Below are 21,910 nucleotides of genomic sequence, written 5' to 3'. Positions count from 1 at the left end.
GTAAGTCGTAAGTTGTAAATCGTAAGTTGTAAGTCGTAAATCACAAATTGTGAATCCCCAATCATGACGTAAAGTATTCAACGCCAGAGCTAAAAATGTTTTGTGTTCTAAAATCTGGAATATTTACGTACAAACCGTTGCCGCTGCGCTCGCAATGACCCATTTTTCCAAACACTCTTCCATCTGGGCTAGTGATTCCTTCTACAGCCATAAGCGAACCGTTTGGATTTACTTTAAGATTCATGCTTGGAACGCCATTGCTATCAACGTATTGCGTTGCAATTTGGCCGTTTTGTATAAGAGTATCCATAACTTCTGGCAATGCTACGAATCGACCTTCTCCATGAGATATTGCAACACTATGAACATCGCCAACTTTGCAATTTGAAAGCCATGGAGAAAGATTAGAAGCAACGCGAGTTCTAACAATCTTGCTTTGATGCCTTCCAATAGTGTTAAACGTTAAAGTCGGGCATTCTGCATCCATTGGAACAATATCTCCGAATGGAACAAGACCGAGCTTAATAAGAGCTTGGAAGCCGTTGCAAATACCAAGCATTAAGCCATCGCGATTGTTTAGCAAATCTCGAACAGAGTCGCTAACTGCAGGGTTTCTAAAGAATGCAGCTATAAACTTTGCAGAACCGTCTGGCTCGTCGCCTCCAGAGAAGCCGCCAGGAATCATAACAATTTGGCTTTTATTAATCTCTTTAACAAGCTCTTTTGCGGATTCTACAACATCATCAGCGCTTAAATTATTGATTATAAGCGTTTTGCATTCTGCTCCAGCTTTTTCAAACGCTGCTTGAGTGTCGTATTCGCAATTGTTTCCAGGGAAAACTGGAATGATTACGCGCGGCTTGCTCAATGGAGTTCTTCTGCTAGATTTCATATGATTTCTAACAGGCTTGCGATTAGTGGAATTTATTTCGCGAACTGCGCTTCCTTTACCTCTATATGGGAAAATGCCCTCTAGAGGACTTTCCCAATCTTCCTGTAAATCATCTAAACTAATAATTTCGTTGCAAGCATAAAGCTTAAATTCATTGCACGTTTGTCCAATAACTTCAACGTTTACAAGATTTTCGCTAACCTTGTTTGCAAAATCATCAACGTTAAAATCTTCATCCACTTCTACAAAGAAAGTTCCATATCTAGACTTAAACAAGTCGTCTGTTTTAACAGAGTCGTTAAGTTTTAATCCAATATGGTTGCCCAAAGTCATCTTAAACAGGCTTTCTGCACTAGCTCCAAAACCTGGAGTGCTAATTGCTAGCGCGCGCTTGCTTGAAGTAAGATTTTCAACAATCCTAATCGCCTCTAAGAAGCTTTGAGCGTTAGGCGTGATTCCGTCTTCTTTATACGTAGGTAGTATTCTTAGGATTTTACTATTGGTTTTTTTGAATTCTGGAGAAACAACATTTCGCGCGTCTCCTGTAGAAACAGCAAACGATATAAGAGTTGGAGGAACGTCAAGATTTTCAAAGCTTCCGCTCATAGAGTCTTTGCCGCCGATCGCGCCAACGCCAAAATCAATTTGCGCGCTTAAAGCGCCAAGAACTGCTGCAGTAGGTTTTCCCCATCTTTCTGGAACATTTTGCGGTTTGCCAAAATATTCTTGAAGGCTTAAATAAGCGTTTTCGATTGTAAAACCGCTTGCTACAAGTTTTGCTAAAGATTCTACAACCGATATGTACGCTCCCGTAAATTGGTTCTTTTCCATAATGTATGGGTTAAATCCCCAAGACATTGCAGAAGCGGTGTTTGTTTCGCCAAATACTGGGAATTTTGCGACCATTGCTTGTGCTGGAGTGAGCTGGCGGCGGCCGCCAAATGGCATAAGAACGGTTGCGGCTCCAATAGTGGAGTCAAACATTTCGCTAAGGCCTTTGTTTGAGCAAACGTTTATGTTAGAAACAAGATTTTTAATGCGCTCAGCTAAAGACTTGCCAGAGTAAACTCCACTTTCGTCTTGCCACTTTGTAGCATATTTTTTGCCATTTTCAACGTAAATATCTTGCGTTTTTGGAGCGCCATTAGAAGCTAGGAATTCGCGGCTTAGATCAACAATTGTTTTTCCTCGCCAAGTCATTTTCATTCGAGCTTCTTTTGTAACTGTAGCTACAATTTGCGCTTCCAAATTTTCTTGACGCGCGTAGCTCAAAAATTCGTCTGCATCGCTTGCAGAAACATCAACTGCCATTCGCTCTTGAGATTCAGAAATCGCAAGCTCCGTGCCATCAAGGCCTTCGTATTTTTTAGACACCTTGTCTAAGTTAATAATCAAGCCATCTGCGATTTCTCCAGTTGCAACGCTTACGCCACCAGCGCCAAAATCGTTGCAACGCTTAATAAGACGGCATGCGTCTTTGCGTCTAAAAAGTCTTTGCAACTTGCGTTCAATAGGTGCATTTCCTTTTTGAACTTCTGCTCCGCACTCTTCAATGCTGTCTGCATCTTGCGCTTTAGAAGCACCTGTTGCTCCGCCAATTCCGTCTCTTCCGGTTCTGCCGCCTAGAAGAATAATCACATCTCCTGCTTCAGGTGTTTCTCTTCTAACGTGGTCTGCTGGGGTAGCTGCTACAACCGCGCCAACTTCCATTCGTTTTGCAACATATCCTGGGTGGTAAATCTCGTGTACTTCGCCTGTTGCTAATCCAATTTGATTTCCGTAAGACGAGTAGCCTGCAGCTGCCGACGTTACAATTTTTCGTTGAGATAGTTTTCCTTCTAAAGTTTCGCTAATAGGAGTTCTAGGGTCGGCTGCTCCAGTTACGCGCATTGCTTGATATACGTAGGAGCGTCCCGAAAGAGGATCTCGAATGCAACCGCCAATGCAAGTTGCAGCGCCGCCAAAGGGTTCGATTTCTGTAGGATGATTATGCGTTTCGTTTTTGAACAAAAACAGCCAGTCTTCATCGTGCCCATTAACGTCAACTTTTACTTTTACTGTGCACGCGTTGATTTCTTCGGATTCGTCTAAGTTTTTAAGCTTTCCTGTATGCTTCAAATATTTTGCGCCAATAGTGGCCATGTCCATCAGGCAAATCGGCTTATTTGTGCGCTTAAGCTCTTCGCGTAGTTTAAGATAACGATTAAATGCATCTTTTACTTGCTCGTCATCTATTTGAACGTTTTCAAAATGCGTTCCAAAAGTAGTATGGCGGCAATGGTCGGACCAATACGTGTCTATTACTTTTATTTCTGTAATAGTTGGATTGCGATTTTCGCTTCTAAAATAGTCTTGGCAGAATTTAGCATCAGCCAAGTCCATTGCTAGCGCGCGATCTTCAATGAATTTTTGCAATCCGTTGGAATCTAAATCGTTAAAACCATCTAATACTTCTACGTTTGCTGGAACAATTGCCTCACTTTTAAGCGTATCGACACTATCTAGCGATGCTTCGCGAGCTTCTACTGGATTAATAACGTAGTGTTTAATTGAGTCAATGTCTTCTTTAGACAAATTGCCATTAAAAGCAAGAATTTGAGCAGTTCTAACTTTAGGGCATTCTCCCTGACTAATCATTTGTACGCATTCGCTTGCGGATTGCGCGCGCTGATCAAATTGGCCAGGAAGGAATTCTATAGCAACAACATGCTCATTTGTGCTAATAGGCAAGTAGTCGTAAGTGTTGTCTACTGTAGGCTCGCTAAGAACTGTTTTAACAGCAGTGTTAAAAAGATCTTTAGATATTCCTTCTACATCATACCTGTTGATTATGCGCGTGGATTTTAGAGAATCAATACCAAGAATTTCTTTAAGCTCGTGATTAAGATGTTGGGCTTTTATATCGAAACCAGATCGTTTTTCAACATAAACGCGAAATACCACGGTGAACCTGCCTTGCAATTGTAGTTTTGGCTATTTGTGTTTGGCTATTTTTGTTTGCTTGTTTGTTTATTTATTTGTTTAAGAACGCGCGTGGCTCGCACCTAAAAGATGCGAGCCACATTAAAATTATTGTTCAGCGCAATCGTTTGGATTGACTTCGTCGAAGTTTACTCCTTCGCTTTGCGCAAGAGATTTAAGCCTCGAGAATATTTCTTCGTAGGCTGGAATTATGTCTCCTAAATCGCGTCTGAACAAGTCTTTATCTAAATGACTTACTTCAGAGCCATTCGTATTGCGCTTATCCCAAAGTCGGCATGTATCTGGCGTTATCTCGTCTGCAAGAAGAATGTTTCCTTGTGCGTCTACGCCTTCTTCAATCTTAAAGTCAACGAGTTGAACGTCGATTTTGTTGAAAATATCCAAAAGTGCATTGTTTACAGCGTGAGCTTTCTTTGTAATTTCTGCCATTTCGCTTTCGCTAGCAAGACCTAAAGCTACAACGCCTTCTGGGTTAATAAAAGGATCGCCAAGATCGTCTGACTTTACGCAAAACTCCAAAAGAGGCTTTTTTAGTGCAGTTCCTTCTTTAACGGCATATCGTTTTGCAAAAGAACCAGCAGCTGTGTTTCGCATTATTATTTCTAGCGGAAACATCTTCATGCGCTTTACAAGCTGTTCGGTATCTGAAATTCTGCCAAGAAAATGGCTTTTAACTCCACGAGCTTTAAGAAGATTGAACAGTAGAGAAGTGATTTGATTATTTAAGCTTCCTTTTCCAGCAATTTGAGCCTTTTTAAGACCATTGCCAGCTGTAGCTTGATTCATGTATTGAACCCACAGAACGTTATCGTTACTCGTGGCATACAATTTCTTTGCTTTACCTTCATACAACTTGTCAAGTTTTTCCATTGACGTGCCTCTCCGTTGTATCCATGGCTGAGTGTTGCAAACCATCATTATTTGAAGGTTTATTCAACCGCCAGCAAGATTAGACTAACAATTGTTACCTACATTTTGTTTGTATTATTTTTTGATTTTTTGTCTAATAAAAGTAGTAAAAACCTTGACTTTTCAGCGTTCTACGATGGCAGTTCTACTGTGTGTATTTTGCTTGCAATGCGTGTCGCACAAGATTTTGCATCATTTACGCTGTTCGATACTGTCAAAATAACACCCATTCGTCTTGAGCCGTGGACTTCTGGCTTTCCAAAAATTCGTATATCGCATCTTGTGCAATCTTCTTCGTCTAATGCTTGTGCAAGATTTGTAAATCCTACAGCTCCGTTTCCTTGCACAACAAGTGCGTGACTTAATGCAACTTCGTTATCTTTTAAGCAAAGAGCAGTGTGCTTTTGTGTGATTGGAACACCTAATATTGCTAAAACATGCAAAGCAAACTCGCTGTAGTATTGCGAAATCATTGTTACCATGCCAGTGTCGTGTGGTCTAGGGGATAGTTCGCTAAAAAGTAAATCTCCATTCTTAAGAACAAAAAGTTCTACGCCGTAAATGCCCCAGCCTGTTTCTCCGTTTTCTTTTGCTATTTTGCTTAAACCTTCTACTGCTTGTTTTGCAATATTTTGAGCTGATTTTCTAACATTTTCTGGTATGTTTGCTGGTTGCCATGATTGCCTGTAGTCGCCGTTTTCTTGGCATTGTGCAATAGGTTCGCATGTTGTTATTCCAGCGCTTGAGCACACTGTTAAAACCGTTAATTCGTAGTCTAAAGGAGCAAGTGCTTCTACGATTACGCGAGATATATCTTCATTATTTTCATTATCTTCACTCTGCAAGCTTTGCGTTTTATGCTTAGATCTTCTTCCATTTTGTGCTTCTATCCAAGCATCTTCAAGATTTTTAGGATCTTTTACAATAGATTGACCATGACCAGAAGAACTCATAATTGGTTTCACTACGCATGGATATCCTACGATTTTTGCTCCTTCTTCTAATTCTTTGTAGCTTGAAGCAAAACAATATGGTGTAGTAGGCAGACCAATTTTTTCGTGGGCGATTTTTCGCAAAGCTTCGCGATCCATTGCAATCGAAGTGATACTAGAGCTTGGAACAACTTGAATTTTTTTGTTTTTAACAACGTCTTTTAATACTTCGGTCGATATTGCTTCAACTTCTGGGATTATTATGTTCGGGTTTATTTTGTTTATTAGTTCTTGCAATTTTTTAGAATCGCTCATATCTAAAACGCGATTTTCTTGCGCAACTTGCATTGCTGGAGCATTTGCATAGCTATCTGCAGAACATACTTTAATACCAAGTCTTATAAGCTCTATAGCGATTTCTTTTCCAAGCTCTCCAGATCCTAAAAGAAGTGCTGTAGTTGTGTGTGATGTTGAATTTAGAATGCCAAAAGTGCGATTGTTTTCAACGCTTTTCCAATGTTCTGCTTGCTCATTGAGCATGCTGGTTGCATTTGATTTTTGCAAAAAACTCATAGTCTTATTGTGTCATTAAGTAACGTCGTATTTTGTGCGACGCGCCGAAAATCGCAAGGGTAGCGCAAATTAGAAAAATCGTGTATAGTATTCCTCTGTTGTGCGATTCCCGAAGGGTTTCGCGCTGTAATGGTGGCTATAGCTCAGTCGGTAGAGCATCTGATTGTGGTTCAGAAGGTCGCGCGTTCAAGCCGCGTTAGCCACCCCACTTAATCGGCTGCTTCCCAGCCGATTTTTTTTTACTCTGTATGGCTTTCTGTTTTGTCTTGTTTTTGTGTTCAAACATGTTTATTTTGTTAGCACGCTTTGGAGTAGAATAAGTAAAGCTATTAATTTGATAATATTGATTGGATAATTTTAAGTAATTCGGTTGGTGTTTGTACTTAATGTGAATGATTGCTGGCGATTAGCTTGCTAGTTGTTAGCGGTTTTTGTACGCGCATTTTATGGAGGAGCGATTTATATGCCAAACAATGGTGGTAAGCAGTCTAAAGCGCAGACTAATGAGCCATTTTGGGAGTCTGCTCTGCTTTTTGTTCCGCGTGTTATTGGCAAAGCAGTTCGCTCGCTTTTTGGAGTTGGGCAATACGATGAGGCATACCGTAGAGATGGATTGTGCTTTGTAATGCTTATTCTTGCTGTTCTTTTTTGCGCATCTGAATGGTTTAGAGTTAGCGGATTCTTAGGTGTTGCGTTGCATTCTTTATCTTCCGCGATTTTTGGCATTATGAGCGTTGTTTTGCCAGTGTGGCTTAGTGCGGTTGCTATTAGGCTTATGCGAAATAGTGGTGCTAAATCTGGAAATCCTCGTGTTATAGGTGGTTTTGTTCTTCTTTTATGGTCAATTTGCTCAATTTTAGACATTTTGATTGCAAGCAAAAATCAAGAATTTAATATAGATGATTTGCAAAAATCTGGCGGATTATTAGGATTCTTCTTAGGTTCTCCTTTGGCCTGGGGATTATCTAGGATTTTTGCTCTTACAATTTTTGTTATTATTGCCATTTTTGCTATTTTAATGATTCTTAAATTACATGTTGAAGATGTGACTCAATTTGTTTCATCTATTTTCTCTAAAAAGTCAAAGAATAATCAAGACTTAGAGAATACAGATGATGAAAATTCGAGTAATAGCAGCGATAATCTTGAGTTTGCAGAAGGTGTTCCAACTCACGACTCTTCAGATGGCGAAAAGTCGCGTAAAGATTTGCACAATTCAATAATCTCTAAAATTTTTAATTCTATGTTCGGCTCTAAAAAGAAGGATAGTAATAGCGAACTTTTAGATGCGTATGCTGGAGATGATGCTTTTCTTAGCGCTTCTTCTAAGCCAAGTCAAGATGGTTACTCTATTGAAGACTACGGCTCTAAATCGGATCCGCAAGAAGATCAGAATCAAAGTAATCATCCGCGTGTTGTTGCTTCTAATGGTGTTTCTAATGGCACTTATGGCGCTAATTCTTTGCCGTCTTCTGGTCAAATGTATATTGACGAATTTCCAAAAGCGCCAATTAGTGGCGAATCGCAATATAGCAATGATCCATGGAGTAAAATGCCTGGTCAGCAGTTGGATCAATATAGGTCATCGCAAGAAAATGATGAAGATAGTGTGAGCAACGCCAATAATTCAAACGATTCTAGCGATTCTTCAAGTGAGTACAGCGAAGAGCCGTACAGATTGCCAGATTTGAATATTCTTGTTCACGGAAAACCGCACGCAACTAGAACTCCTGCAAATGATCGCGTAATTCGTGCGCTAACTTCTACGTTTGAACAGTTTGAAGTAGATGCAAAGGTTATTGGCTTTTTAAGAGGGCCTTCTGTTACTCAATACGAAGTTGAGCTGGGGCCTGGTGTAAAAGTTGAAAAAGTCACAAATCTTCAAAAAAATATTGCGTACGCTGTAGCAAGCACAGATGTGCGTATTTTGTCTCCAATTCCAGGCAAGTCTGCGATTGGTATAGAGATTCCAAACGTAGATCGAGAGATTGTAAACCTTGGAGATGTTTTAAGGTCAGATAAAGCTCGCCAGGATTCAAATCCTATGCTCACTGGTGTTGGTAAAGACGTTGAGGGTCATTTTGTAACTGCTGCTCTAGATAAAATGCCGCATTTGCTTGTTGCTGGTGCTACTGGCTCTGGAAAGTCAAGCTTTATAAACTCTATGCTAACTTCGATTATTATGCGTTCTACTCCAGAGCAGGTTCGCATGATTTTGGTAGATCCAAAGCGAGTAGAGCTTTCTGCATATGCTGGGATTCCGCATTTGTTAACTCCGATTATTACAGACCCTAAGAAGGCTGCTCAAGCTCTTGAATGGGTTGTTAAAGAGATGGACTCGCGCTATGACGACTTGCAATTCTTTGGTTTCCGTCATGTTAAAGACTTTAACAAGGCTGTGCGCGAAGGCAAGGTTCATGCTCCAAAAGGCTCCGAGAGAAAAGTTGCGCCATACCCGTATTTGCTTGTTGTTGTAGACGAGATGGCTGATTTGATGATGGTTGCAAAAAACGATGTTGAAAGTTCTATTCAGCGAATCACGCAGCTTGCTCGTGCTGCAGGTGTGCATCTGGTTCTTGCAACTCAACGCCCTTCTGTTGATGTTGTAACTGGCTTGATTAAGGCAAATATTCCGTCTCGACTGGCTTTTGCTACGTCTTCTGCTACGGATTCTAGGGTTATTTTAGACACTGTTGGTGCGGAAACTTTGATTGGTCAAGGAGATGCTTTGTTCCTTCCAATGGGTGCCGCTAAGCCTCAGCGAGTTCAGGGATCTTGGGTTAGCGAATCAGAGATTCGTAAAGCTGTAGAATATGTTAGAACTCAGCGAAAACCAAAATACAGGGAAGACATTGAGCAAATGGCTGCAAAAGCAGATGAACAGGCTCAAGCGCAAGCTAAAACAACAGATATTGGCGACGATATGGATGAGCTTCTTCAAGCTGCTGAGCTTGTTGTTGGTGCACAATTTGGATCTACGTCTATGCTTCAACGAAAGCTTCGTGTTGGATTCTCTAAGGCAGGTAGACTTATGGATTTGCTTGAGTCGCGTGGCGTTGTTGGTCCTTCGGAAGGCTCTAAAGCGCGTGAGGTTCTTGTTCAGCCGCAAGATTTGCCTAAAGTCTTAGCTTTTATTAAAGGTGAGTCTGATTCTTTGAATTAAGAATAATTAAGTATTGTAAAAGCATTGCTAAAGCATTGTTTTTAATTAAGTTTTGCGTTTGCTATACCATGTTTGTGTAGCGGTTATGGAGGTATTAACGATGTTGCAAAATGGTAAGTCTAAGTTGCTAGAAGGTTGGAATTGTGCTCCAAACATTGTGACTTACATAAGAATAGCTCTTTCTGTTGTATTCATCGTTTTGTATCTTATCTCTGGACCTTGGGGCTATGCTTCTACTTCGGTTCGCTGGGCTGCATTTGCAATGTTTATAATCGCAGCTTCAACAGATAAATTAGACGGTTGGATGGCTAGAAAATATAATCAAGTTACAGAGCTTGGAAAACTCTTAGATCCTATTGCCGATAAGCTTTTAATACTTTCTGCTCTTATTATTGCTTCTGCTTTTGGCGAGCTTTATTGGTGGATTACTCTACTGTTTATTCTTAGAGAAATAGGCATTACTGTTTTGCGTTTTTACGTTATAGATAAAGGCGGAAAAGTTATTGCAGCATCTTGGGCTGGAAAATATAAGACGCTTTCTCAATCTGTTGGAATTTCAATGTTGCTTGCGCCTATTGTTCCAATATTTTGCGCTTACAATGTTTCTGTTTGGGTTGTGTGCTATTACTCGCTTTGCTACGGATTTATAGGCATTGCTCTTGGTTTTGCGCTTTATTCTGGATTCCTTTACGTGCGCGGTGCGTTTAAGCGATAGTAAAATGTGTGACGATTTGGTAAGCGATTTTACAAGCGATTCCACAGACTTTTTTGCAAGCAAAATTCTCGATTTTTGTGTGAATAATTCTTTGCATATTTCTTGTGCAGAATCTTTAACAGGAGGACTTCTTGCGGATTCGTTTGTAAATATTCCTGGAGCCTCAAAGGTTTTTCTTGGATCGGCTGTTACTTACGATATTCGCGAAAAATCTAAGATTCTTGGCGTGGATTGCGATTTGCTTAAAACTTGCGGTGCTGTAGAGCCTAGCGTTGCAAAGCAAATGGCGTTTGGTTGCGCAAGATTGTATAGCGGCGCAAAGTGGCAATATGATTGCACGGATTCTAGTAAAGATGTTGATAGCGCAGATTTTCCTGTTATTGGATTGTCTACTACTGGCGTTGCAGGGCCTGGTCCCGATGGCTTAAAACCGCAAGGATTGGCTTACGTTGGAATTTTTATTCCAAATGCTGCTTCAAAGCGCTGTTCTTCGCTTGATTTTGATTTAGTTTCGCTAAAAATTAACAATATTAAAGATCGTGTTTTTGAGTGTGAATGTGGCAAAATAAGCAATCTTTCTTTAAGTAGATGTTCTACTTATTCAGTTGACCACGGTTTTACGCTTTGCGCTCAACTAAATATTTCTGGAGATAGAAAAGACGTTCGTATTGGTGTTGTTAGCGCGCTAATTAAGATTTTCTATGCTCTTATTTTTGAAGATTGGATTTTTTATGCGCGAACGTGAATTTTGGGAGCTTCTTGAAGAAGTTTTCGGTAGAGAATTTGGTAGGAGTATTGCTAAAGACCAAGAGTTGCAAAAGCTTGATGGTATGAGTGCGCGCGAGGCGATTGATGCTGGCGTGGAGCCTAGAATTGTTTGGAATGTTTTATGTGATCACATGAATATTCCAGATAGCAAGCGTTGGGGTAAAGACCATAATGCTCCGCCACTTCCAGCAAAATAAGGGTTATTTTATTTTTTATTTTGATTGCGTGTATGTGTTTTTGTTGGAATTTCAAGCCAACACGCATATCGAACAAATGTTCGTTTATGGTGTATAATATTTAATTGTTGGTCTTCTTGCAGCGTGTAAGTGCCTATTGGTTATTGGAAAATAGCCTTTAACCACATTGCTCTAAAACGCTTGCACGGGCATCATGTATTGAGTATGGTCATCAATACATCGGCATGCGAAAGGAGTAATAATATGGCACAACAAACAAAAAAGGGTGCTGTGGATCGTCTTATTGATGCCGACAAGGCAGATCCACGTAGAAAAGCAGCGCTAGAGATGGCTCTTGCAAATGTTGAAAAACAATATGGCAAGGGTTCTGCAATGCGATTAGGAGATAAGCCACTGCAAGACGTTGAGGTTATTCCTACTGGTTCTTTAGCTCTAGACATGGCTTTGGGAATTGGTGGCGTTCCTCGTGGGCGTATTGTAGAGGTTTATGGTCCTGAATCTTCTGGTAAAACAACGTTAGCTTTGCACATTGTTGCTAATGCTCAAAAGAATGGCGGAGTTGCAGCGTTTATTGATGCTGAGCATGCGTTGGATCCAGTTTATGCGCGTAAATTAGGTGTAGATACAGATTCTCTTATTGTTTCTCAGCCAGATAATGGTGAGCAAGCTTTAGAGATTGCGGATATGCTTATTCGATCTGGCGCTTTAGATGTTATAGTTGTTGATTCTGTAGCAGCGCTTGTTCCAAAAGCCGAAATTGACGGAGACATGGGAGATAGCCATGTTGGTTTGCAAGCTCGCTTAATGAGTCAGGCTTTAAGAAAGATGACAGGAGCTTTGTCTCAAGCTGGAACAACCGCAATCTTTATTAATCAGCTTCGAGAAAAAATCGGTGTGTTCTTTGGTAGTCCAGAAACAACTACAGGTGGTAAAGCTCTTAAATTCTATTCGTCTGTTCGAATGGATATTAGGCGTGTTTCTACTATTAAAAACGGGGAAGAAGCTGTTGGAAATCGAACTAAAGTAAAGATTGTTAAGAATAAAATGGCTCCTCCTTTCAAAACAGCTGAATTTGATGTTCTTTATGGAGAAGGAATATCTACTGAAGGCTCTGTAATTGATATGGCTGTACAGTGTGACGTTATTAAAAAGTCTGGTTCTTGGTTTACGTATGAGGGCGAACAGCTTGGTCAAGGTAGAGAAAACGTGCGTCAATTCCTTAAAGATAATCCTGCTATTACGGAAGAAATTAGCGATAAAGTAAAAGTTGCTTTTGGGCTAATGAAGCCAGAAGATCAATTTGTTGAAGTAGAAGATGAAGACGATAGCGAAAAAGCAAAGTCGAATTCTAATGCAGCAAATAAGTCAGATGCTTCTAGTAAAGATTCCAAGAATGAAGACTAATAGATTAGAAGACTAATAGATGATTAGTGTTGAGAGTTTTCTTCGCAATCATAAGCCAGTAGATGCTTCTGTTTTTAACAAAAATGATGTTAAAAACAAGAATGTGTATGCAGAAGATGATTGTAGTTTAGAAGTTGTTAATTCGCATTATTCAGAGAATAGTATTGAAATAGGTGATTGCGAAGAAGACTCATGCCATTCGTCTTATAGATTGCAAAAGTATAACTCTTTTAATAATAAAGCTGTTAAAAAAGTAGACTCTAAAAAAGCATGCGACTTTGATAGTTGCAAAGAGTGTGCTTTAAGAATGTTAGATTATGCTGCAAGATCTTCAAACGACTTAAAAAATAGGCTTATAGATAAGGGCTACAGAGAGAATATTGTTGAATCTGTAATAATTCGTTTAGAAGATTTGCACTTGATTAACGATGAACAATATGCTCAATCTGTTATACGCTCATGCTCAAGTAGAACATTAGGAGAACGTGCAACTCGCATGGAGTTGCAAAAAAAGGGAGTTGCTTCTGCAATAATAACCTCATCTTTGCAAGATGCTAGAGAAAACGGTGTTTTTGAACAAAGCGCATGGAGTTTAGGCAAAAAGGTAGCACAGCGAACAAAAAATCTAGAACCAGATGTTAGAAGGAGAAGATTCTTCTCTGCAGGAGCTAGAAAAGGTCACGATTTAAACACGTTAAACGAAGTATATTATGCTCTGTTTAAGTCTTAAACTATTAGGACTTAGCAGATTTCGTTAGCGCACTTAAGAACGTAATCTGGCATATCTTCAACATTAATAACATCGTTGAATCTAGCTGTTTTATTCTTAAGTTCGCTAAGCATTTTAGGAGCGTTTGTAGAAGTTTTTCTTTCTAGCAAATCCATGCAAGCAAAATCATCTAATCCTTCAACATTTAAGCCTAAAGATTCGCAAACAACTCTAGGGAACTTATACGGGCTTGCAGTGCTTAAAAGAACGCGAGGAACACTAGAATCATGAGGAATATGGCTCATAACAAAGTATCCGCAAGCAGTATGTGGGTCAATAACATAATTATGCTTATTCCAGCATTCTTTTATGGAATCGCGAATTTGATCCTCGTTTGCCCATCCGCATCCAAAAAGTTCTCGAATTTTAGAAAGCACGTCTTCTGGTACTTCAAAAGCGCCCCATTGTTGCAAATCATTCATAAGCATTTGCAAAAGTCGCGTATCTTTATTGCACATGTAGTAAAGCATGCGTTCCAAATTAGAAGAAACAAGAATATCCATAGAAGGCGCAACCGTTTGATGGAAAGGTCGAATCTTGTTATATGTTCCGCTAACCAAAAAGTCAAACAAAACATTGTTGCTATTGCTTGCAACAATCAAGTGCTTTACAGGAAGACCAAGCATTTTTGCATAATATCCAGCAAGAATATTGCCAAAATTGCCACTTGGAACGCAAAATTCCACTTCGTCTCCAAGCTTTATAGATCCGCGTTCAACAAGCTTAGAATAAGCGTAAAAGTAGTAAACAACTTGAGGAATAAGCCTGCCTATATTAATCGAATTAGCAGAAGAAAGCAAAGCATTATTGTTGTTCTTAATCGATTCATTAATTGAGTCGTTAGTAAAGATTTGCTTAACGCTGCTTTGAGTGTCGTCAAAATTACCTCTAACAGCGCAAACTTTTACGTTACTTCCGCTTTGAGTTGTCATTTGCAATTCTTGAACTTTACTTACTTTGCCTTCTGGGTAAAAAGTGACCATAGAAGTGCCTTCAACATTTGCAAAGCCAGCTAGCGCAGCTTTGCCTGTATCTCCCGAAGTAGCTGTAAGAATCATAACGTTTTGGCTAGAGTCAGAAGCATTTTTTGAGCAACGAATAAATTGTGGCAAAATTTGCAAAGCAACATCTTTAAAAGCGCAAGTAGGACCGTGGAAAAGCTCTAAAACAAAATCATTGTTAGTGCCAAGCTGCTTTAATGGAGTAATTTCGCAATCTTCCCATTGATCTCCATAAGCATTTTCAACGCACTCATCAAGCTCGCTAGAAGTAAAATCTGGAAGGAGGATTTGAAGAACATCTTTAGCGATTTGCTTATAAGATTTTCCAACAATATTAGAAATATTGTAGCGAGTTTCACCAAGGCAATCCGTAACAAACAGGCCACCATCTTCTGCTATGCCTCTACGAATAGCTTGCTTCGAAGTGTAGGTTTTAGAGTTAGACCTAGTGCTGTGAAACATAACTGCATTCGTAGTGTTTTCTGCCATGATTCCTCCATTTGTGTCAATTGTTATACATAATACCCGAAGCGTTGGAGCCTAAGCACTGCTATTGCTAATATGTTCAATATGATTAATCTCAATACAAAGTTTGACGAAACGCATAATAGTGAGCAAGTCAATAGTTCTAAAGAGCATGGGGACTCTACAGATTCTATTGTTTTTTCTAGAGCAGATGATGCGCGAATCGCACAAAGAGAATTTGCTAAAGCTAATGCCACTTTTAAGAACAATCTTTTAAATGCTATTGCTGATTCTCTTGAAAATAACGCAGAATTTATTGAAAAAGCAAACAAGCAAGACTTAGAAAAAGCGCAAAAAAATGGTATGGATGCTGGAAAACTAGACAGACTTGTGTTTAACAAAGAAAGAATAGTTAAATCAGCTCAAAGCGTTAGAAAAATAGCACAATTGCAAGATCCTGTTGGTCAAATTGTTCGAGGATACACGCTGGAAAATGGTATTAGACTTTCTCAAGTAAGAGTACCAATTGGCGTAATGGGAATGATTTACGAAGCTAGACCAAATGTAACTGTTGACGTTGCGTCTTTGTGCGTAAAATCTTCAAATGCTGTAATTTTAAGAGGCGGAAGTGCAGCAGAATGCACAAATCGCGCAACTATTAGTGTGTTAAAGCAAGTCTTAAAAGATTTTGGTGTAAGTGAAAATCTTATAGAATCCGTTGATGATTTAGGCAGAAGCGGCGCAACGTCAATGATGCACGCTCATGGTCATATTGATGTTCTTGTTCCTAGAGGAAGCGCAAATCTAATCGCGGCAGTTGTTAAGGAATCAACAGTCCCAGTCATAGAAACTGGTGCTGGAAACGTTCATATTTATGTAGATAAAACAGCAAACTTTAGTCAAGCAATTCCGATTATTATAAACGCAAAAACGCAACGAGTCGGAGTTTGTAACGCTGCAGAAAAATTACTTGTAGATAAAAGCATTGCTAAAGATTTTCTTCCAAAAGTCGCAAGTGAATTAGCGAATCGTAATGTTTTGATTCATGCTGATGAAGAATCATACAATATTTTATCATCCGCAAATATAAGTGGCATTAAACTAGAGCATGCAAATAATGAAGATTGGTCTACGGAATACTTGTCTTTGCAAATCGGAGTAAAAGTTGTAGATGGTGTTAAGGATGCCATTAATCATATTTCAAAATATTCAACGGGTCACACGGAAACGATTATTGCGCAAGACTACTTAACGATTAATGAGTTTGTTTCGTCAATAGACAGCGCGGTTGTTATGGTAAATGCTTCAACAAGGTTTACAGACGGCGGCGAATTTGGTTTTGGAGCGGAGCTTGGAATTTCCACTCAAAAGTTGCATGCAAGAGGGCCAATGGGCTTAGTAGAGATGACAACTACAAAGTGGATCGGCTACGGGCAAGGACAAATAAGGGCTTAAGAGTAAGGTTAAGAATATGCCTGATACATCACAATCACAATCGTCTAAAATTGCTAAAAATCAATCAAACGAGGATCTAAGCTTATCTAACGGTGTAGGTGCTTCTAATGTGCTTGATGCTTTAGATGTTGCAGCAGAAAGATTGTCTATTGTTCGTTACGTGTTTTTAGTTCAAATAGAAGATGGGATTGCTTCTGCAAGTCAAAGGTCTTCTCTTGAGTATGCTGACGCTGTTTTAATGGGTTGGCCAGATAGAGATAATCGAGATGTTGTTACGCCAGAAAATAGCGAAACAATAGATGAAGTTAATAAGAATTTGCAAAAAATGGAAAGCAATATAGCTGAATTTAGTAAGCTTGAGCGCGCTAGTCTTATAGACAATATGAGCGAAGTTCTTGTAGAGATTACGGAGTGTGTTGCAAACATTAGAGGTGTTTTCCAGCCTGATTTTGCTCTTCCAACGTTTGAAGAAATTAAGCGCGTTGTTCAAGATGAGTGGAATGAAGAAATGGGGAACATTAATCCAGATAAAGCAAATGTTGCTTCCAGCGTAATTGATGAAGTTAAAGCAGATGATGCGGCAGATGCAGCTAACGCATAATGTATCTAATGCATAAAATGCGACTAATTTAAAATAAAATGGGATTTTGTTTAAATGAGTGATTCATCTACAGAACGCAGAATGTCGGATTTGTTCCAAGGTTCTTTTGACCAAAGTCAAGCTAGTGTGCCAGTTTCGGCAAATTCTTCTAGGCTTAAGCACTCTGCAAGAGGAAATGTTCATCAACATCCGCGCATAGGAATTATGGGTGGCACTTTTGATCCGATTCATAATGGCCACTTGGTAGCAGCTTCCGAAGTTGCGTGGGTTTATGATTTAGACGAAGTTATTTTTGTTCCTACTGGAAAGCCTGTTTTTAAGCTAGACAAAAAAGTCACAAATGCAGAAGACAGATATTTGATGACTGTAATCGCAACAGCTTCAAATCCAAAATTTACAGTTTCTAGAGTGGATATTGATAGGCCTGGCGTTACTTACACAATCGATACGCTTCGAGACATTCGCGCACAACACCCAGACGCGGAGCTTTTCTTTATTACTGGAGCAGACGCTATTGCAGAGATTATGCAATGGAAAAATGCTAGAGAATTATGGAGTTTGGCTAGATTTGTTGCAGTTACACGTCCAGGGTATGCAAGTCCAGAAAAGTTTACACAAATTGAGGCTCGTTCCGCGTCTTACGATTCTTGCGACGATATGATTAATTGTCACAATCATCGTTTTCCAGTTGACATATTGGAGATTCCAGCGTTGGCAATTTCTTCAACAGATGTTCGCAAGCGTGCAGAGCATGGGGAGCCAGTTTGGTATTTGGTTCCAGACGGCGTTGTTCAATACATTGTTAAACACGGTTTATACATACGCGATTTGTAATGATTTGTAATGTTTTTTGTAAGGATTTGCAACTGTTTGCAAGCATTTGTTATGTATGAAACGGCTTAATTGTTATAGTCTGCGCAAATAGATAGTATTGAACTCAGTCCGATTTTTGTGGACTGTTAGCGAACTAGCGTTTGGAGATATGGTGAGCATCGTCCTTGAAGGAAAGCCAGATAAAAACCTTGTTCTCGTAACTGGTCGCGCGCATCCTAAGCTTGCTAAAGATGTTGCGAATCAGCTTGGTATAGAAGTATTGGAAACAACGGCATACGATTTTGCTAATGGCGAGATGTATGTTCGTTACACTCAGTCTGTGCGAGGAACAGACGTGTTTGTGTTGCAAAGTCATAGTGACCCTGTTAATAAGTCCATTATGGAACAGTTAATTATGATTGATGCATTAAAGCGCGCGTCTGCTCGTTCTATTACCGCTGTGTGCCCGTTGCTTGGATATTCTAGACAAGATAAAAAGCATCGCGGTCGTGAGCCTATTTCTTGCCGCTTGATGTTTGATTTACTTAAAACAGCAGGCGCAGATCGCATTATGAGCGTTGATTTGCATGCTGCGCAATCGCAAGGATTCTTTGATGGTCCTGTAGATCATTTGATTGCTATGCCAGTTTTGGTGGACTATGTAAGGGATCGCTTTAGCGAAGATTTAGGCAATGTTACCGTTGTTTCGCCAGATGCAGGGCGAATTCGTGTTGCAGAACAGTGGGCGCAAAGATTGGGCGGAGGCCCATTGGCTTTTGTTCATAAGACTAGAGATATTACGCGTCCAAATCAAGCTGTTGCAAATCGTGTAGTTGGTGATGTTGCTGGTCGCGATTGCGTTATGGTAGACGATTTAATCGATACTGCTGGAACGATCGCAGGTGCTTGCAATGTTCTTAAAGATGCTGGCGCTAAGTCTGTAACTGTTGTTGCAACGCACGGAGTTCTTTCTGGACCTGCAGTTGAGCGATTAAAGAATTGCGGAGCTAGAGAAGTTGTGTTAACAGATACTGTTCCAATTCCACAAGAAAAGCGTTGGGATGGGTTGACGGTTCTTTCTATTGCTCCACTTTTGGCAAGCGCTATTAAAGCTGTGTTTGAAGATGGGTCTGTTGCAAAGCTGTTTGACACATACCCAGAGCACCACGGAAAAGGGTTTTTGTTTGCATAAATTTGCATAAATCCTATTTCGCCACGCCAAGCTTGACGATTTTGATTGTTGTGGCATAATAGTGACTTGGCGGTTTTTTCCGCCGTTCCCTCATGGTGTAATGGCAGCACACGGGTCTTTGGAACCCTTTGTCTTGGTTCGAATCCAGGTGAGGGAGCTAGAATTAGCGCCGCTTAGTTTTAAGCGGCGTTTTTGTTAACGCGGTGATGAGTTTAGAAGTGATTTGTGTTTGAATACTCGTGTTTGAATACTCGTGTTTGAGCGCTGTGTTTGAATGATTATATTTGAATCAAAGAAAGGCTTAATATGTTGGAATCTTTAAGAAGTGGATTCAAACGTGTTATTTTGCCAATCGCAAAGCTTCTTGTTAAATTTGGATGTAGCGCTAACAGTGTTACGATTTTTGGCACCATTGCACTTGTTGCAACTTCTGTTTTTATTTCTATAAGCGGCCAGCTTTTTATTGGCACTATTTTGCTTACGATTTTTGTTCTTGCAGACGCTTTAGATGGCTCTGTTGCTGCTTTAACAAACAAGAATGGTGGCACTAAATTTGGCGCATTTTTAGATTCAACTCTAGATAGAATTGCAGATTGGTCGCTTTTTGCTTGTGTTTGCATTTGTTTATATCGCGCAAATAATCTAAACATTTGCTTATATTTGCCATTTTACGTGAATAATTTTTTGAGATATTGCGGATTAGTGTGCTCGCTAGTATCTATGATGTTTGCTTTTGTAACGTCATATGCGAGAGCAAGAGGCGAGTCTGTTGGAGTAGACGCTAAAAAAGGATTGATTACTCGCGCCGATAGAGTTGCAATAATTCTAGTTTCAATGGGATTAAGCGGATTAACGGGTTGGTTATTGTGGCTTTGCTTGGCAATGATTATTCTTTGCATTGGTGGAGCTATAACTGTTTTTCAGCGCATTTTTGAAGTTAAAAATTTGCTTAAATAAATTCAATTTGGTGATTTGTCGCTAAAGCGCATTAAAATCATCACGTTTACGTAACCGTACACTTTTTAGGAGTATCATGTCAGGTCATTCCAAGTGGGCGACCACAAAGCACAAGAAGGCCGCTATCGACGCAAAGCGCGGCAAGCTTTTCGCCAAGCTTATTAAGAATATTGAAATCGCAGCTCGTCTTGGTGGTGGAGACCCAGATGGTAACCCAACTTTGTACGATGCAATCGTTAAAGCTAAGAAAGCTTCTATGCCAGCAGACAACATTAAGCGTGCTGTTAAGCGTGGCTCTGGAGAAGAAGCAGGCGGCGCAAACTACGAAGAGATTGTTTACGAAGGCTATGCTCCTGCAGGCGTTGGCTTGATTATTGAGTGCCTTACAGATAATCGTAATCGCGCTGCAGCAGATGTTCGTTCCACTCTTACAAAGGGCAATGGCTCTTTGGCTACAAGTGGTTCTGTGAGCTTTAACTTTGAGCGCAAGGGCTTGATTGAAGTTCCTAGCGAAGGTGTTGACTATAGCAAGCTTTTTGATATTGCTGCAGAAGCAGGTGCTGAAGACGTTGCAGACGATGGAGACGTGTATTCCGTATACACGGATTCTAGCGATTTGGTAACTGTTCGTAAGGCTTTGCAAGATGCTGGTTTTGACTACGATTCTGCAGAAATCGTTATGCATCCAAATAACGAGGTTGAGTTGAGCTTTGAAGATGCTCAAAAGGTGTCTCGCTTGATTGACAATCTCGATGATTTGGACGATGTTCAAAATATTTATAGCAACTGGACTGCTTCGGATGAAGTTATGGCTCAGCTTGAGGAAGCAGAATAGTTTCCAATGATGATTTTGGGCGTTGACCCCGGGCTTACTCGCTGCGGGGTCGGCGTGATTGAAGCCGGCGTTTCTCGTCGGCTTTCTTTTATTCACGTCGATGTTTTAAGAAGCAATCCAAAAACTTCTCAAGATTTAAGATTGCTAGAAATTTACAATGGTCTTGTGGAGAAAATCGAGAGGTTTTCGCCAGATGTTGTTTCGATTGAGCGCGTGTTTGCTCAAGAAAATCGAAATACGGTGCTTGGAACTGCTCAAGTTGCAGGAATCGCTATGCTTGTTGCAGCTCAAAGGGGTATTCCTGTTGCTTTACACACTCCAACGGAAGTTAAACTTGCTGTTGCAGGCAGTGGCAGTGCTGGCAAAGAGCAAGTAGAGCGCATGGTTGCGCGTCTTTTGAATCTTAATGTTTTACCAACTCCTGCAGATGCTGCCGATGCTTTAGCTCAAGCTATTTGCCATGCTCTTAGGCCTGCAGGCGCATTGCAAGGAGGAGAGCGAGAGCAGCATTTAACAGATGCTCAAAGAAAGTGGGCTGAGTCTTTGCGTGCGGCGCGCGGATCAAGTTCTGTCGGGCGAGGTATGTAGGATGTTTATAGAACAGATGTTCTATAGGCTGTAGGGATTTATTTTGAAAGGTGAGCGCTGATGATCGGTATGCTTAATGGCGTAGTGGAATCTATCGATTCGCGTTGTGCGCTTGTCTGTGTTTGTGGCGTTGGCTACGAGGTATATATGCCTTCGTCAGATTTATCATCTTTGCGCGAAGGTCAAGAAGTTAGAGTTTATACGTCTTTGCAAGTTAGTCAAGATGCTATTACGCTCTATGGTTTTACAAGTATGGCTGCAAAGCGTATTTTTCTTCAAATTCAACAAAAAGTTAGTGGAGTGGGTCCTAAAGTAGCTCTTTCTTTGCTTTCAACATTAAGCGTAGATCGTTTGATTAAGGCTATTGCGGATTCAGATGTTTCTGCGCTTTCTTCCGCTCCTGGGTTGGGAAAAAAGGGTGCACAAAAAATTATCCTCGAGCTTAAAGGCTCTATTGACGTGTCTTTATTAGCACAAGATAGCATGGATAAAAATGTAAACAAGAATATAAGCGATTTTATTGATTCTTCTATGCAAAAAGTTGTTGTTGGATTGATGTCTTTAGGCTGGAAGCAGTTTGATGCTCAAAAAGCAGTGGAAAGCGTTTGTAAACAAGAGCATATTTCTTTGCCAATTAGAGATGAAGATATGCCAACAGTTTTGCGCATGGCTTTGTCTTCGCTGGATAGAGGCAGGTGA

The 21,910-nt window shown here is 40.2% G+C and carries 18 protein-coding genes and 2 tRNA genes; 16 read left to right on the top strand and 4 right to left on the bottom strand.

What is annotated here, in order from left to right; translation table 11 throughout:
* Positions 1 to 61 precede the first annotated feature (61 nt).
* From HXT30_RS02980 to purT, 3 genes are all read right to left on the bottom strand, one after another.
* Positions 62 to 3,835 carry a phosphoribosylformylglycinamidine synthase gene (locus HXT30_RS02980; RefSeq protein WP_421779049.1) on the bottom strand — a complete coding sequence of 1,258 codons (3,774 nt, stop codon included), beginning with the start codon at positions 3,833 to 3,835 and terminating at the stop codon, positions 62 to 64.
* 126 nt (positions 3,836 to 3,961) lie between these two features.
* Positions 3,962 to 4,744 (bottom strand): phosphoribosylaminoimidazolesuccinocarboxamide synthase, encoded by a 783-nt coding sequence (gene purC / locus HXT30_RS02975; protein ID WP_421779051.1) that lies wholly within the window; start codon positions 4,742 to 4,744, stop codon positions 3,962 to 3,964.
* A 170-nt stretch (positions 4,745 to 4,914) separates the two neighbouring features.
* Positions 4,915 to 6,288: a formate-dependent phosphoribosylglycinamide formyltransferase gene (purT, locus tag HXT30_RS02970; protein WP_422111793.1), complete on the bottom strand. Its 1,374-nt coding sequence runs from the start codon at positions 6,286 to 6,288 to the stop codon at positions 4,915 to 4,917.
* 132 nt (positions 6,289 to 6,420) lie between these two features.
* On the opposite strand from purT, the gene HXT30_RS02965 reads away from it, so the two are divergent.
* From HXT30_RS02965 to HXT30_RS02935, 7 genes are all read left to right on the top strand, one after another.
* Positions 6,421 to 6,496: transfer RNA gene (locus tag HXT30_RS02965), tRNA-His, on the top strand.
* Between the two features lie 255 nt (positions 6,497 to 6,751).
* Positions 6,752 to 9,451: a DNA translocase FtsK gene (locus HXT30_RS02960; protein ID WP_421779055.1), complete on the top strand. Its 2,700-nt coding sequence runs from the start codon at positions 6,752 to 6,754 to the stop codon at positions 9,449 to 9,451.
* 100 nt (positions 9,452 to 9,551) lie between these two features.
* Positions 9,552 to 10,166, top strand: a complete 615-nt coding sequence (pgsA, locus tag HXT30_RS02955) for a CDP-diacylglycerol--glycerol-3-phosphate 3-phosphatidyltransferase (RefSeq protein WP_032815680.1) — start codon at positions 9,552 to 9,554, stop codon at positions 10,164 to 10,166.
* Between the two features lie 4 nt (positions 10,167 to 10,170).
* Positions 10,171 to 10,911, top strand: coding sequence for a CinA family protein (locus HXT30_RS02950; RefSeq protein WP_421779057.1), 741 nt, complete (start codon positions 10,171 to 10,173; stop codon positions 10,909 to 10,911).
* Complete coding sequence (locus HXT30_RS02945) at positions 10,898 to 11,131, top strand: DUF3046 domain-containing protein (RefSeq protein WP_020973608.1); 234 nt, start codon at positions 10,898 to 10,900, stop codon at positions 11,129 to 11,131. The genes HXT30_RS02950 and HXT30_RS02945 overlap by 14 nt, the downstream gene beginning before the upstream one ends.
* A gap of 243 nt (positions 11,132 to 11,374) precedes the next feature.
* Positions 11,375 to 12,535, top strand: a complete 1,161-nt coding sequence (recA, locus tag HXT30_RS02940; protein WP_421779060.1) for a recombinase RecA — start codon at positions 11,375 to 11,377, stop codon at positions 12,533 to 12,535.
* A gap of 19 nt (positions 12,536 to 12,554) precedes the next feature.
* Positions 12,555 to 13,265, top strand: a complete 711-nt coding sequence (locus HXT30_RS02935) for a regulatory protein RecX (protein WP_421779062.1) — start codon at positions 12,555 to 12,557, stop codon at positions 13,263 to 13,265.
* An 11-nt stretch (positions 13,266 to 13,276) separates the two neighbouring features.
* On the opposite strand, the gene thrC is transcribed toward HXT30_RS02935, so the two are convergent.
* Entirely contained in the window at positions 13,277 to 14,794 is a 1,518-nt protein-coding gene (gene thrC, locus HXT30_RS02930) for a threonine synthase (protein WP_421779064.1), read from the bottom strand.
* Between the two features lie 72 nt (positions 14,795 to 14,866).
* Here thrC and HXT30_RS02925 point away from each other — a divergent pair, with 72 nt between their 5' ends.
* The 9 genes from HXT30_RS02925 to ruvA all read left to right on the top strand — a co-directional run bounded on the left by HXT30_RS02925 (position 14,867) and on the right by ruvA (position 21,910).
* Positions 14,867 to 16,225: a glutamate-5-semialdehyde dehydrogenase gene (locus HXT30_RS02925; RefSeq protein WP_421779066.1), complete on the top strand. Its 1,359-nt coding sequence runs from the start codon at positions 14,867 to 14,869 to the stop codon at positions 16,223 to 16,225.
* 16 nt (positions 16,226 to 16,241) lie between these two features.
* Positions 16,242 to 16,826, top strand: a complete 585-nt coding sequence (locus HXT30_RS02920; protein WP_421779068.1) for a phosphoribosylglycinamide synthetase — start codon at positions 16,242 to 16,244, stop codon at positions 16,824 to 16,826.
* 54 nt (positions 16,827 to 16,880) lie between these two features.
* Entirely contained in the window at positions 16,881 to 17,660 is a 780-nt protein-coding gene (nadD, locus tag HXT30_RS02915; RefSeq protein WP_018639219.1) for a nicotinate-nucleotide adenylyltransferase, read from the top strand.
* A 148-nt stretch (positions 17,661 to 17,808) separates the two neighbouring features.
* A complete protein-coding gene (locus HXT30_RS02910; RefSeq protein ID WP_016635287.1) occupies positions 17,809 to 18,831 on the top strand; it encodes a ribose-phosphate diphosphokinase in 1,023 nt (340 codons plus the stop codon).
* Positions 18,832 to 18,917: 86 nt separating this feature from the next.
* Positions 18,918 to 18,988 (top strand) — tRNA-Gln (locus HXT30_RS02905).
* Positions 18,989 to 19,137: 149 nt separating this feature from the next.
* The gene (locus HXT30_RS02900) at positions 19,138 to 19,788 is read left to right on the top strand and encodes a CDP-alcohol phosphatidyltransferase family protein (RefSeq protein WP_004133174.1); all 651 of its coding nucleotides are present in this window, start codon (positions 19,138 to 19,140) and stop codon (positions 19,786 to 19,788) included.
* Between the two features lie 76 nt (positions 19,789 to 19,864).
* Positions 19,865 to 20,623 (top strand): YebC/PmpR family DNA-binding transcriptional regulator, encoded by a 759-nt coding sequence (locus tag HXT30_RS02895; protein ID WP_004113651.1) that lies wholly within the window; start codon positions 19,865 to 19,867, stop codon positions 20,621 to 20,623.
* 6 nt (positions 20,624 to 20,629) lie between these two features.
* Entirely contained in the window at positions 20,630 to 21,211 is a 582-nt protein-coding gene (gene ruvC, locus HXT30_RS02890) for a crossover junction endodeoxyribonuclease RuvC (RefSeq protein WP_004133171.1), read from the top strand.
* 60 nt (positions 21,212 to 21,271) lie between these two features.
* Positions 21,272 to 21,910, top strand: a complete 639-nt coding sequence (ruvA, locus tag HXT30_RS02885; protein WP_016635289.1) for a Holliday junction branch migration protein RuvA — start codon at positions 21,272 to 21,274, stop codon at positions 21,908 to 21,910.

This window comes from Gardnerella sp. DNF00571G (assembly GCF_049262695.1).
GTDB classification, from domain to species: Bacteria; Actinomycetota; Actinomycetes; order Actinomycetales; family Bifidobacteriaceae; genus Bifidobacterium; species Bifidobacterium piotii.
The sequence above is the reverse complement of the archived record's forward strand: the minus strand, read 5'-3'. Positions and strand labels throughout refer to the sequence as shown.

What these genes read in the sequence shown, in the direction of transcription:
- purC (WP_421779051.1), bottom strand. Translation starts at nt 4,744, where the DNA reads ATGGAAAAACTTGACAAGTTGTATGAAGGTAAAGCAAAGAAATTGTAT.
- purT (WP_422111793.1), bottom strand. Translation starts at nt 6,288, where the DNA reads ATGAGTTTTTTGCAAAAATCAAATGCAACCAGCATGCTCAATGAGCAA.
- HXT30_RS02960 (WP_421779055.1), top strand. Translation starts at nt 6,752, where the DNA reads ATGCCAAACAATGGTGGTAAGCAGTCTAAAGCGCAGACTAATGAGCCA.
- pgsA (WP_032815680.1), top strand. Translation starts at nt 9,552, where the DNA reads ATGTTGCAAAATGGTAAGTCTAAGTTGCTAGAAGGTTGGAATTGTGCT.
- HXT30_RS02950 (WP_421779057.1), top strand. Translation starts at nt 10,171, where the DNA reads ATGTGTGACGATTTGGTAAGCGATTTTACAAGCGATTCCACAGACTTT.
- HXT30_RS02945 (WP_020973608.1), top strand. Translation starts at nt 10,898, where the DNA reads ATGCGCGAACGTGAATTTTGGGAGCTTCTTGAAGAAGTTTTCGGTAGA.
- recA (WP_421779060.1), top strand. Translation starts at nt 11,375, where the DNA reads ATGGCACAACAAACAAAAAAGGGTGCTGTGGATCGTCTTATTGATGCC.
- HXT30_RS02935 (WP_421779062.1), top strand. Translation starts at nt 12,555, where the DNA reads ATGATTAGTGTTGAGAGTTTTCTTCGCAATCATAAGCCAGTAGATGCT.
- thrC (WP_421779064.1), bottom strand. Translation starts at nt 14,794, where the DNA reads ATGGCAGAAAACACTACGAATGCAGTTATGTTTCACAGCACTAGGTCT.
- HXT30_RS02925 (WP_421779066.1), top strand. Translation starts at nt 14,867, where the DNA reads ATGTTCAATATGATTAATCTCAATACAAAGTTTGACGAAACGCATAAT.
- HXT30_RS02920 (WP_421779068.1), top strand. Translation starts at nt 16,242, where the DNA reads ATGCCTGATACATCACAATCACAATCGTCTAAAATTGCTAAAAATCAA.
- nadD (WP_018639219.1), top strand. Translation starts at nt 16,881, where the DNA reads ATGAGTGATTCATCTACAGAACGCAGAATGTCGGATTTGTTCCAAGGT.
- HXT30_RS02910 (WP_016635287.1), top strand. Translation starts at nt 17,809, where the DNA reads ATGGTGAGCATCGTCCTTGAAGGAAAGCCAGATAAAAACCTTGTTCTC.
- HXT30_RS02900 (WP_004133174.1), top strand. Translation starts at nt 19,138, where the DNA reads ATGTTGGAATCTTTAAGAAGTGGATTCAAACGTGTTATTTTGCCAATC.
- HXT30_RS02895 (WP_004113651.1), top strand. Translation starts at nt 19,865, where the DNA reads ATGTCAGGTCATTCCAAGTGGGCGACCACAAAGCACAAGAAGGCCGCT.
- ruvC (WP_004133171.1), top strand. Translation starts at nt 20,630, where the DNA reads ATGATGATTTTGGGCGTTGACCCCGGGCTTACTCGCTGCGGGGTCGGC.
- ruvA (WP_016635289.1), top strand. Translation starts at nt 21,272, where the DNA reads ATGATCGGTATGCTTAATGGCGTAGTGGAATCTATCGATTCGCGTTGT.